Source organism: Marinicrinis sediminis (genome assembly GCF_042685085.1).
Lineage (GTDB): Bacteria > Bacillota > Bacilli > Paenibacillales > KCTC-33676 > Marinicrinis > Marinicrinis sediminis.
In genome coordinates, this window is sequence record NZ_JBHUMM010000016.1 from 1 (window position 1) to 12911 (window position 12911).

The 12911-nt window shown below is 46.9% G+C and carries 7 protein-coding genes; 1 reads left to right on the forward strand and 6 read right to left on the reverse strand.

Going from position 1 to position 12911, the window contains the following annotated elements:
• Nucleotides 1-429: 429 nt before the first annotated feature.
• The 4 genes from ACFSUC_RS09425 to ACFSUC_RS09440 all read right to left on the reverse strand — a co-directional run bounded on the left by ACFSUC_RS09425 (nt 430) and on the right by ACFSUC_RS09440 (nt 9567).
• Nucleotides 430-6639: a PKD domain-containing protein gene (locus ACFSUC_RS09425; RefSeq protein ID WP_379929303.1), complete on the reverse strand. Its 6210-nt coding sequence runs from the start codon at nt 6637-6639 to the stop codon at nt 430-432.
• Between the two features lie 111 nt (nt 6640-6750).
• The gene (locus ACFSUC_RS09430; RefSeq protein ID WP_379929304.1) at nt 6751-7962 is read right to left on the reverse strand and encodes an S-layer homology domain-containing protein; all 1212 of its coding nucleotides are present in this window, start codon (nt 7960-7962) and stop codon (nt 6751-6753) included.
• Between the two features lie 470 nt (nt 7963-8432).
• Nucleotides 8433-9254, reverse strand: coding sequence for an ATP-grasp domain-containing protein (locus tag ACFSUC_RS09435; protein WP_379929305.1), 822 nt, complete (start codon nt 9252-9254; stop codon nt 8433-8435).
• Nucleotides 9255-9348: 94 nt separating this feature from the next.
• Nucleotides 9349-9567, reverse strand: a complete 219-nt coding sequence (locus ACFSUC_RS09440) for a helix-turn-helix domain-containing protein (RefSeq protein WP_379929306.1) — start codon at nt 9565-9567, stop codon at nt 9349-9351.
• Between the two features lie 278 nt (nt 9568-9845).
• Here ACFSUC_RS09440 and ACFSUC_RS09445 point away from each other — a divergent pair, with 278 nt between their 5' ends.
• Complete coding sequence (locus ACFSUC_RS09445; protein ID WP_379929307.1) at nt 9846-10307, forward strand: helix-turn-helix domain-containing protein; 462 nt, start codon at nt 9846-9848, stop codon at nt 10305-10307.
• Between the two features lie 240 nt (nt 10308-10547).
• On the opposite strand, the gene ACFSUC_RS09450 is transcribed toward ACFSUC_RS09445, so the two are convergent.
• Both ACFSUC_RS09450 and ACFSUC_RS09455 read right to left on the reverse strand, forming a co-directional pair.
• On the reverse strand, nt 10548-11579 hold the full coding sequence (locus ACFSUC_RS09450) for a LacI family DNA-binding transcriptional regulator (protein WP_379929308.1): 1032 nt from the start codon (nt 11577-11579) through the stop codon (nt 10548-10550).
• 261 nt (nt 11580-11840) lie between these two features.
• Nucleotides 11841-12836 (reverse strand): hypothetical protein, encoded by a 996-nt coding sequence (locus ACFSUC_RS09455; RefSeq protein WP_379929309.1) that lies wholly within the window; start codon nt 12834-12836, stop codon nt 11841-11843.
• Nucleotides 12837-12911: the final 75 nt, after the last annotated feature.

The following is a 12911-nucleotide window of genomic DNA, read 5'->3' on the forward strand; positions in this document are numbered from 1 at the left end:
ACTTATTTTCTTTGATGAATGCGCGAAGCTGCTCTTTCGTCCATAATCCCATGTGTAGATCCCAACCTTTCTCCTACCTCTATTTTAATAGATTTAGGAGTTTACACAATCTAGTTTACAGACTCGCCAAATGCTCGCAAATGCAGCATAAAATGGACTCCGTGATTGACGGAGCCCAATGAATACAGTTTTATTATTTTATCTGTCTACTTGACGGGGAGCAGTTCAATATTGCCGCAGACTCTCTATTTTTATTTTTGAATTATATGTTTACTTGTGTTTCTTTCTTACGTTTTTTCCTTACGTTTCTTTCTTACGTTTCTTTCTTACGTTTCTTTCTTTGATTCTTTCTTATGTCTCTTTCTTACGTTTCTTACTTTTGCTTCTTGCCCATGTTAGTTTGCTATTTTCTCGCTCGAGTCCCTGTCCTTATCTCACTCGATGCACCCCAACGATCTCCTTGGCCAGACCGATGATGTTCACCTCCACCACCGCCTGCTTCGTCACCCCATTCGCATATTCGATCTCGAACACAATGTCCTCCAGCCCTTCCTTCAGTCCGCGTTCCATTGACATCAGCACCTTGTCATACAAATCGCCGCGGTAATGCTGCGGGGTGCCGCTTGCGGTTAAGGTGGTGTCGATCCGAATCACATTGTTCTGCCGGCCTGTCCCGGTCAGCTTGGCCGTGATCTCCACAACCGGAGCTGGTGAGGTGACCGCTTCGAGCTTGAACAGCTCGCCGCTGTAAAAGTCTTTCGGATCTTGCTCCGTCTCGTGTCCACGATCGTCATGTATCTGCTTCCACTCCGGTGTATGATAGACCGATGGCTCCAGTTTCAGTTCCAGCGCCTCAATCGTGCGCGTCACCGTATCCTGTTCTTCTCCGTCGCTGACCGTCAGTTCAACCCGATACCTGCCGATTTGGCTGAACAAAGCGGTGACATGCCTGCTCGTATAGCTGCGCGTTTGACCCGACGGATCGGTGATCCGCCACTGGTACGTCAGCGGATCACCGTCCGGGTCTGTGGACTGGTTCGTCAAGGTGACGGTATCGCCTTCCCATACCGGCTTCGGTGACCAGTCAAACTGTGCATCCGGCGGCTCATTCGTATGGATGTACATATACGCAGGCTCACTGTCCAGGCTCCACGCATAGCCGTCATGCACACGTACGATCACATACAGGTTCGTCTTGTCGGGCAGAGCCGTGGTCGGGGTCCAGCTCTTGCTGCTGGATGTGACTACACCCGAATCCTGCAGCAGTACCCCGCCATAGCGGTAGATCTTCACCTGATAGCGCTGCTGCGAATCGCTGTCTGCATCGCCATAGGTCCAGGTGATCGTCGGCGTATCGTCCTTGACGACCGTCGGATGGTTTTGATCGCTGCTCGCCGGATACGTGATGACGGCCGAGGGCAGACGGTTCAGAATGTGGACCGAGCGGGTCATCTCCGCTTCCTGGCCCACGCTGTCACGCACCACTTGCCGGATCTGGAACGTACCGAGTGAGCTGAAGGATTTCTGCCAGTTCGTACGGCTGTTGCTCTGGTAGCTTTCCACGCCGGTGCCGGTGTTCCGGATGTAATAGGCGTGATCGAGATTCGTACGGCCCCCGTCCTCGGGATCACTGGCGGTGGAGTTGATCGTGATCGGATCGCCGCGGTGGGTGCTTGTTTTGTTCAGCGTAAACCCGGGATTTGGCGGCGCATTCTGCGGTACGTCGGTGATCGTGACGGACTGAATGTTCCATTCACTCCACGCTCCGTATTCATCCTTTACGGCCAGACCCACCGTATACACACCAGCTTCGGTCGGAACGATCAGCCGCTGCATGACTTCTTCTCCGCTCGGGGAGACATAGAAATAGGTGCGCTCCATGATGCCTCTGGTCGCAAGGTAATCGATACCGGTTGCTTCGGTGCTGTAGACGGTGCTGCTTGCATACCGGTCGGGATCATAGCTGCTGTCAGTCCAGTATACTTTGTCATCACCGCCGACGATGACGCTGTACTTGCTCACCGGACGGCGATGAACGAGAATAGAAGCTTGAAATGGATTGGAGTCTTCCCGATAGTCTGCAAAGACCGTGCTCGGAAATTTATAATCCGGATGCGGATCATCCTGTGCGCGTAAAGCAATGTCATAGCGGCCGACTTTATCCAGATGCAGCTGCGCATCGGAGAACGTTTGACCATGCAGCGCAGATAATCCTTGGTTCGCAATAAATTTGGGCGTGTGAGTTAATGTCCAAGAATACGTTCCAGCTTGTGGATCATTTTCCGGATCCTCAAACACCAAATTCGTATAGTCTACCTTTCCATACCCCAGTTCTGGCTCCCAGATGGCATAGCCGTCAGCGAGCTCGATGTCTGGAGCAGGTTTATCCATGGAACTGATCGAACTAAAGCTGACATGCGGCTTATCGCTGAAAGGGCCGAACTTTCCTGCTGTATACGTACGATCGATCACCTCCAGGTAAGGCACCTGATTGAGCCTGACCGAGATACGATCCTCTACCGCATCGATTTGAATCGCGTAGGCTGTCTGATCCTGAAAGGGATAAGCAGCAGACTGCAGGACACTCCGGCTGCCATTTTCGTATTTGACAAGTGCGAGACTGGCACCGTCTATCTCCAGGGCGTATCGGTTCATCCCGTCCTGTGCCCGAAACGACATGCCCACTACATCGGAAGTTTTTCGCGCTTGCAGCATGTTCATCGTGAAATTCAACGTATGATTGTCCTTCGTTTCCGGTGACAGGAATTGTCCAAGTGAGAAGGGCTTCAAGTTGGGTTCATGTGTAGATGGCGGCTGCACGGTGACAACCAGGTATCGGCATAGATTGCAATCATATCCCATGGTAGTTGAATCAAAGGTAGACAGGTAGATGCCATCTCCATAGTAACCACCGTAGCCATTGACGGTCTCTGTATTTCCCCCAAACTGAATGGTCATCGTCGGTTGATTGACATACGTTTTCATTTGATTAGAGGTGTCAAAGACGTAATGCCTTTTAAGTGTATTCATATCTGTATTATAGGTGCGATCATAGAAACGCGTGATCCGTCCGTCTTTGGTGACCGTTTGTTTTTTATCGTCAAACTCATCTGCATTCACTCGAAGGAATCCATTCCACAGCAATTCTGTATTGGTAAAATTCGAGCTGACATCCATGTCTGCAGGTGTTGCGATCACATTGCCGGTCTCGATGTCCCATCCTTCCATATAGGTATGACAAGCAAAACTCGCACCATTGGTATAAGACTTCGTGTACACTTTTCCATTCAGTGAGTCAATCAGGATGGAAGGGGCCGTGTTTTTAGGATCACCCCAGACATGCGTGATACACGTGGTATTGCTGATCGAACGGCCAGTGAGCGGTTTTCGCCAGTCTACTTTTAAGTCGGGCCCTATTTTTGTGATATAGGGTTTGGAAGTGTACGTATGATCGCTACCATGCTGACGATAACGCATGGTTAACACATCGTAGAAATAATAACTGCCGTTACCATCTTTATAGATTTCATTGACCCTTCTCTGATGATCTTTACAAACCACATTTTGCTCGCATTCGAGGGTGGTAGGATCAGGCAAGCCAAGATCCGATTGTTTCACGACTTCCCCTTTGCGGTTGATTTCAATCGCCTGTTCATCACCATAATAATACAAGTTTAAGAGAACCAGATTGTCTCCCTTTGGCTGCAACCTATCTGGACGTTTCAGACTAGCGTACCTGTTTCTAATTTGTTGATTGGTAGAATAATTATTAATATCCAGATGTGCGGAAGTATCTCCGAGTTTTTCACCACTGTATGCATCAAAAGTGTGAATGATATAGGAATAGCCCCTAAGTCGATCCCCGTTTGGACTATCTCTATAATGATAATATTGAACAAGCACATACAGGGTGCGGTCAGCCAACTGATACCCTACAATATTCGGGTGTACGGAATCCGTATATCGTGGAGGGTTACTATAGTTGGCATGTAGCGCATAATCAAATTCATGTTTCCCCAAGTAATCTCGGTCTATTACAAAATCAAAAGGTTCATCGGAATCATAGTGATAAGATTGGGTGTAAAACCCCAACTCTACATGAAGTTTGTTGATCTTCTCCTTGTTGATGGCATAGATGTTCTTGCTGCTTACTCCGCCGCTCGTATCATCCCTTCCCCAATATTGGTCGATAAAGATGTATGATAAATTGGATTGAATGTTCGTATCTGATCCAACACTGAACAATGAAAATATTTGATTCCGGTTGTTAGCACTTCCAATCAAGGTGGACATGGTTTCGGATGTGCTTTCAACTGCACGATATGGATTGAGATTGTTTGGACCATAGCCAAAATCTCTCATCGGCATATCCCATGCCTCTTGGCGATCCTGACCGTTCAGCCTTTCATTGAAAGAATAGGAATAGATATTTTCAATTCCTTTACCCATACTTCCTTTCAGCTTTCCACCTTGCTCGTACCAATAAAAACTCGTATTTTCAATCGGGAGATTCGTATTCGTCTGGTATAGCTCGAACTGATTGCGGATATCGGATGGTGTATACACCTCAGGCAGGTTCAGGTTGGGCTGCCGGTTTTCTCCTTCTACCTCAAACGAAACGGACGGTGCTTCGTTAATGACGTCCATCGTGAGAGTCGTAACATCGACATCCAGCGTGTCATCTTGCCGCCCATAATCCTCTGTCACTTCGATGTAAAAAAGATATTTTCCTACCTGCTTGGGAGAGAAGACGGCCTTTTGCATCGATCCCGTCAAAGGCTGCCAGCTATCATCTTCAAAGCCGTTGTTGTGGGCATCATACTTGTATTGATAGGTTGCCGCAACGAGTTGATCGCCATCTGGGCTTGCGGATTGATTGATGAGATCAAAGGATTGTCCGCGTATGCCGAGCGGCGGCACATCCAGGTTGGCTAGCGGTGGCAAGTCAGGCAGAACGGTAATCTCACATTCGTCTGGCTGCAAGGATTTTAAACCTGCAGCATCATAGACATGTAGTTGTACGCGCTCGAGGACCAGGTCTGTGGTGGGGTTCGTATAGGCGGCCTGTTTATTCGTCCATTCGTCCTTTGTATGATCAATCGCTCTTCCCATCGGGCTGTAAGATTGACGACTGCCAAACAAGCTGGCGTCCACAGGACGGTTATCTTTCACCTCAGCGGGACACTGGGCAACCGGAATCGGATTAGGTGGTACGACTCGGACATAGGTACATTTCCGACTCTCTGCGCCAAATTCATCTCGCATGAGCGCGCAAGCAGAGTGATAGCCGAGCTCATTCATCTCGATCTGGTGGTACCCGTTGGTATAGGCACTGTATTGATTCGGAATATTTTTGACCCAGCGATTCGAGCTGGAGAAGTCCCAAATGACATCCTCAATCATATCCCCGTCCGGATCTGCAGGAGCCGGTTCATCGAGGTAGACAAGATCCAGATAGGTACCCTGCACGACTTCCGTCTGCTTGCCTTCCATTGTCCAGACTCCAGGTGTGGTCCAGCCGAGTTCAAAGGTTGGAGGGCCATTGTCTGACGGGCCATTTACAGTGAGGGTTTTCGGGCCGATCCAATCCGATTCCCCGCAATCGGCGATGATTTTCATGGACACTTGATGACTGCCAATGCTGATGATCCAGGGATAGGTACTCTCGGAATAGGCACTGTTTGTCGTCTCTCCGGATACGTTTGGTGTCATATAGCTGCTGCTTCCTCTCTGAATCCGGTATTGATGCGATTGATAGGAACAGCTCCCCGTCTCGATATCTTTTGGCTGGAAAACAAAAGGATCACGCCAGTCGATTGCCGACGGAACAATATCAAAATCTCCGGTGATGTATACGGGGTCGGGGTCTGGATCAGGTGGCGGTTCATCGGGATCGATCACTCGAACCTTGGCGGAAACCGAAGCATTTTGTTCTGCAAAGTAGGCGGTGATGGTGGCATGGCTCGTTCCAGGTGTAGGTTCTTGGCCGTTGACAATGCCGAAGGCATCGACCGGGACTTTGGCGGAAGCATTGGAACTCCAGCTCAACTTGTTGTCGGACACCTCATACTTTTTTGTTGTGCCGTTTTGTTTCCAACTCGCATGGACCGTGAAATGCTGAGATTCCCCCACATTCAGTGTTCTCTCCGTGGGAGAAATTTCGAGTCCCATGAATTCATCGGGAACAATAAGTTTTCCCACAAAATAGACTTTTACTGGAAAGGCATAATTGACCTCATTATTCCCTCCACAAAATCCTGTTTCTAGAGTGCTTTTCAATATCCCTTTACCAGCTGGCCCTTCTATGATGACCTTATTGTTAGTCGCATCCACCTCAGCATCCCGATCCACCGCATGGCGTCCCTGTGGTTCAGGCTTTTTATTTTTGTCTGGAATAATGTTCATGATATTTTTAGAATCATCTTCACTCACTTGGCTACCATCACTATATACCCATCCATCTTTAGGATTTGGAATATTTGCATATGTTTTCACATAAGTAATGGAAGGCTCACCATCTGCATCGCTCACTCGAATCGTGCCAATATCCCCGTAGCTACTTTTCGTGCTCCAGTCTCCATTTGCATGTTGACAAAAACGAAAGCCCGGATTAGCCAAATCTTCTGCAAATACTTCCACATAATTCTCTGGGGTCTTTTCAAGTGCTTTACTTGAAAATTGAGGGAATAGCGAAAGTATCATAATGATAATCAAAAGTTTAATAAATACAGTTTTAATTTTCATTAGTGATCACCTGTTCAGATATTCATTGTCTGGATTAAAAAACAACTGAATCCATCCGCCTTCTTGATTATTCTTGGATAGAAAACTTACTGAAATTGAACTATTTTCATATGCTCCATAAATAACTACCTCTCTGGTTTCTCCCTTTTTAAATCCAGGTGGATTATTCATATATTCAAATATAAAGTTGTATCTTTCACTCGGTAATTGCTCACCAAACCCTGGAAAAGGACTTACAAAGAGATTGGAAGTAAACAAATTTATACTTCCTTCTTTTTTAAAAGTAATATCCACCACACCTACTGCCAAGCCTCGCTTAGATTGTGCATACCAAGGGTGAATCTCATCTCGATCACCGACAAACTTTCTCTCGAACATACTCTTCTTATCACCTTCGAAAGGAATAACATAGAGACGTTTTAAAGTAGCTGTGTAGTTTCCATGTTCGACAGTCATATCATCTACTAATATATTCGCTTTACGCTCAAGATTGCTCATCGTTTCCCCATTACTTCCGTATGTTGCAATTTCCATTAGTTCATTGAGGTATTGAAAGCTGTTTGGGTTTTTCTTCATTACCCCAGTCAGAGATTGCAGCATGGCTACTGCTTCTGCCCGAGTTGCTGGCTTATCCTTGCCAAACGATTCGTCCGGGTAGCCATTAATAATGCGAGTTGCATATGACAAGGCTACATAAGGCACCTCTGCCTTGCTAAACTTCATATGATCGGTAAAGGGCAAGTCCATATAGTAGAGGGAACCAAAGCTCTCCAGATATGCCTCATATTCCGGTAGGGTAGCAAGACTATTGGCCACTATTTTCGCTATTTCATACCGTGTGATGGGCTTGTCGTAAGCTTTGAAATCAGCTTCACTGTGAAGTCCAGCCTCAATCGCTTCATGCACATAAGCCTGATACCATGGCGTACTGCCACTGGAATGCGGAATATGTAGTGCATCTACCAGCATCTTAATAAACTCGGCCCGCGTGACAGACTTGCTTGGCTTGAAGGTCTCATCGGGATAACCGGCTACGATGTTCTCTTTGACCGCCCAGGTAATGGCAGAGTTCGCCCAGTGACTGGTAGACACATCTTTAAATCGGGTAACAGACTTGGTTTCTGCTGCTTTTGCAGCGGGCTCCAAAGAGGAAGGTGTCAGCAAACTGGTTACGGTTAGGGACAGCACAGCTGTCAGGGTCAGGATTTGTTTTTTCATCATCATTCACCTCATCATATGTATGTATGTCTTTCTTTTCATTCGTAAACGAGGCTGGGTCGATTCCCAGCATATATCATCCCAAGTATCCTGATTATGACATAACCAGCTATATTTCACCATGTTTTCATCTGCAATTCCACTCATTCAGTCAAACAAAAAAACCGCTCATACCCGTCTGAGATGCCACATGGCTATCCAGCGAGCTTGAACGGTGCTTCCGTTATGGTATGTTTTTCATTTTGACGATTTGATCATTCCTCAGATTCAAACATCTGTTTTATTATACCTGATCTTGGGTTTTTTTGCCACCCCATCTGTTTATTCTTTGGTGACTCGCTAAACCATCACGACTCTTCCACAATCACTCCATTTGATTCCCGCTATGATTCTTCCTTTTTGCCTCTCTTGCTTTTTAACCTGTGCAAGATGAAATGGCTACCTCTATCAGATCCATCCTATCGCATGGGTCAAGCTGACACCGGACGAAAAGGCACGGTTGGACTCGGAGTCGTTGGAAATGGCGGACGCACATATTCATTGCAAATATATTGATAGATTTTCTGCTCTACTGAAATGCCTTGCTGGATAATGCCCTGGTTGCCGAACAAGACGTTGAATTCCAGAAAATAAGGGGTATCCCCGTCGAAGATCAAATCGAATCCTGCATGATCAATCTGCAATTTTTCCGCCGTTTGCAGCACCAGATCGAGCGCTTTTGCCGGAATATGATCCAGACTGATCGTACCGCCCTGCGCCACATTATGAAGAAAGTTTCCTTCTGCCACTCTCCAGTAGGCGGTGACAATCTCGCGACCAACGACACATACTCTTAAATCCTGATGAGTAGGGATGTACATCTGAATGTACAAGCTGTCATTGCGATCCGCATAGGCCTTGAATTCCGCCCGGTTACGAATGAGAAAGACGCCTTGTCCCCGCGAATTCTTCACTTCCTTCGCGACAAATGGAAAGCTGAACGTATCCAGAATCATTTGTTGATGCTCTGGTGTATTTGATACGATTTCCGTATACGGCACATGTTCGGGGACGATCATTTGCAATGCGCGAGTCATTTCAATTTTGTTGTGACCGAGATGAATGGTTTGAATGCTCGGAAAAATAGGTTTATGAAGGCCATAGACTAGCGAGTTGACCTGCCAATGCTCTGGAAACAGCAGCACATCGGCCTCCTTGATCAACTCAATCTGCTGGAACATATGCGTGGGTTTCACAAATTCAACATGTGGAATACCAATTGTACGAAACGGATTAAATGTGAGGAGCTTCACGATACCCTCAACCTTCCTCTCACACCTCGATGAGGCGATATCTAGGAGCATAGGCATGATCCTGAGATGATTATAGGGTTCGCGGCTGAAATCGTCAATCTTCATTTTGAAGGAAAAACAATTCCTCCCATTGCTTGTGCAGCGCCTCTGATATCCGCTTCGCTGTCCGAGGGCCTACCGACTTGATTCCTCTCTCAATGAGACTGATATAACCTGGACTGATGTTGCAATAATGAGCCAGATCTCGCTGTGTCCATCCTCTTGCAATTCTGGCATTCGTAAAAGAATTGGTTTTTGCTATTATTCTCGACATGGAATACCCCTCATACTTTTACAACTTTTGGGTACATTATACCTGTTATCGTTAACACATGCAATATATTATATTTACTTTTGCAATCAAGATTCCGAACGCTGAAAATCTATTTTCATCCAATTAAAGATTAATAGGTGGCTGTAATAGGAAATACGTGGTAAAATAGTGTGAGAGATGTTTACTTTTGTTTACCATTCATAACTTATGTTAAAAGAAACGAACTGGACTGCCATTTCAACATGGTAGAGGTATCTGTGTCGTACTGGGGTGAAAGTATGGATTTCTATCAACAATTAAAAGGTCTGCGCAAGCGAAGAGGCTATACAATTCGGGAGGTATCGGATCGGTCCGGTGTATCGTCCGCCTACATCTCCCAATTAGAAAACGGAAATCGCGGGATTCCATCACCTGAAATCTTGATGAAACTGTCCGAAGGTCTGAATATTTCCTATGGAGAGCTCATGCAAATTGCCGGGTATCTGGAAAATCAGGAGCATCAGGAACATGGAGAAATCACCAATCCGATCAACCTTCGCAGACTCATCCGTGAAAATGATCTTGTATTTGACGGTATTCTACTCACTGAGGAAGACAAGGAATGGATTGATCGCGTCCTGACAGCACTGTTCTGGATGCGCAAGAAGGAAACACAGCGAGATGACGTTCCGATGCATCGAGATCCAGATTCAGATCGAGAATCAGATTCAGAGATAGACTCGCAAGAAACAGGCACATAGAACCTGAATAAAAAAGGACAACCCGGAAATCGAATTCCTCTTTTTCGGGTGTCCCTCCACTTCCTATGTCATACCTTTGACCGTACCCAACCACACCGGCATCTTGCAACGTGTGGTTTTTTCGTGCTGGCCTGCACGTTTTTCTACCTGTTCATGTTCATCTTCATGCAGCTCTTCATTCCAGGCCTCATGTATGACCGTTCGGTCTACTGTTGTTCGAAACATGTGAACCAGTGCGTATCATGATTGGGCTGTATGCTTGCAAATGTCCGTACTCTCTCTGACGATCAGTTCCACGGGCAACACGATCTGTCTGGCTGAGGTCGCCGAATCATCAATCAGCTCCATGAGCATTTCCACCGCGGCCCGTCCTTTTTCATGCACATTTTGCCGGATCGTCGTCAGCGCAGGATTCATGTATTCCATATAATACATATCGTCAAATCCCATCACCGACATATCATCCGGAACCCGAATTCCTTTCTCATGGAAACCACGAATGAGGCCCAGTGCCCCGATATCTGAAAAGGAGAACATCGCCGTAATGTCAGGATGCTCTTCTGCGATCTGATGGGCCAGCCGTCTCCCTTTTTCTGCTGAAGTATGAATATCGAAGATATGCTGATTGTCCATGGAAAGCCCCGCTTCCCGGATCGCCTTCTGAAATCCCTTCCATCTGGCATGATAGACCCCGCCTTCAATCAGCAGTCCGCACATGACGCCAATCGAACGATGACCGAGCTCCAACAGGTGCTTGGCTCCCAGATAACCTCCCTCTTCATCGTCAAGATAGACTTGATAGAGAGACAAATCAGAAATATAACTGTCCATGAACACAACCGGTTTCTTTAAAGCCAGTATGCGATCAATAACCGGCGCATTCTGAAACGTTCCCACCACAATCAGTCCATCCAAATGCCGTTCCTGTACAAAAGCAAAGCTCTCCTCGTCATTTACGTCCATCAGCATCACCTGAAAAGACTTGTGTTTGGCCCCTTCTTCGATGCCGATCATAAGCTTCCAGTAAAACGGATTGTCCCGCAGTCTCGCTTCTTTCAAATACGGAACCACCACGGCAATCAGATGCGAGCTCTTGTCCTTCAGGTTTCGTGCGGCCTTGCTGGGATAAAACTGCAATCGCTCAATCACATCCTCTACCTTACGAACCGTTCTGATCGATACTCTGCCTGTACCGTTCATCACATTGGATACGGTAGCAATGGATACTCCTGCTTCCTTGGCCACATCTTTTATCGTGATTCTGCTGCTCAATTCAGACTCCCTCTTTCTCCTGCTGCAGACATGCCAGACTCTCCTCTCCAGGATCAGTCCTTCGTCTCTTGCACGTATCTATGCTGACAAGCATTCAAGAGAACGCTTACAATCATCTATGATCTCTGCTAGGTTATGATAGGTTTGATTTTATCACAAAAAACCCGATTTTCATAAGCTGCAAGTCCGTACTTTTCCAGCTTTTTATGAAAATCGGGCCCAAAAATGCAACCATCCTCTTCGATCCTGCCTGCTCATCCGTCAGTTCGAAAATACCTCTTCCTGTTGGAAATGCAGCTCGTCAATCGGTTCATTACGATAAAACAGCGTCAGATTGAAACTGCGATAATCCCGCTCCTTGTCCAGTTCCCTCATGAGCATCGTTGCCATCAGTTCCCGTTCCTTCTCATCACTCGTATCCCGAAGATCCACATAGCCTGACAGCTGTCTGCTGCTCACATCAATCGTAGCCGTTCCAATCGGAATGCCACCCTCCGACTGATGATAAATGCTGTACGTCAACGTATCTTCGTCATCCCGAGACAGGACCACCGAATACTCGTCCGCATCCTCCGTCTCCTGCGCGTCCAGTACATCCACATGGGTGAGTTCTTCCGTCTCGATAATTTTGCCGCTATGCTTCATATCGATGACGAACGACACGACCTCCTCGTCCTCCTCATAGTCGGAAATCAGCAGATTCGTGATCTGCTCCATCTCTTCCTCGTGAGGCAGGAACTGCCAGTTCACTTCCCCGTATATTTCATGGTCATACTGTGTCAGGACGGCATCTGCAACCAGCTGTTGATCATAATCATAAATCTCATACTCTGTCGTCTGATGATACTCATTGACCACCACCAGCTCGAAGTAGGTTGCGGAGTCTTCTTCTCCATCTTCAGCTTCCGACAGCCTGTCCAGGTCTGTTTCCATTTCTTCGTCAACAAACTCATCGATCACGCCAACATTGGTATCACTGGCAATAACATGATCATAGCGACTGTAGGTCACCATGACATCACATTCCTCCAGATTCATCGCATCCATCAGGGACTCCACATAAGCATGGACGTGTTCGTTGACCCTGCGCTTGTGGTAAGGCGTCAGACTTTCCTTATCGAGTTGAATCGATCCCGTCATCCGCTCCCTTTCCCGGTAAACGAGACAGATCGAACCGACATAATGGTTGTCCAGCAGAATATCCGATACCTCTCCGCCATGCGTACGCATATCTGGACGAATGACAATTTCAGCCATGATGGAAGGCTCCTTTCGCTCTGATTTTGCGGCTGTCCTGTTCTTCTAGCTGTTCCTTATTTAGCTTTCTCCAGT

What these genes read in the sequence shown, in the direction of transcription:
- ACFSUC_RS09445 (WP_379929307.1), top strand. Translation starts at nt 9,846, where the DNA reads ATGGATTTCTATCAACAATTAAAAGGTCTGCGCAAGCGAAGAGGCTAT.
- ACFSUC_RS09440 (WP_379929306.1), bottom strand. Translation starts at nt 9,567, where the DNA reads ATGTCGAGAATAATAGCAAAAACCAATTCTTTTACGAATGCCAGAATT.
- ACFSUC_RS09455 (WP_379929309.1), bottom strand. Translation starts at nt 12,836, where the DNA reads ATGGCTGAAATTGTCATTCGTCCAGATATGCGTACGCATGGCGGAGAG.
- ACFSUC_RS09430 (WP_379929304.1), bottom strand. Translation starts at nt 7,962, where the DNA reads ATGAAAAAACAAATCCTGACCCTGACAGCTGTGCTGTCCCTAACCGTA.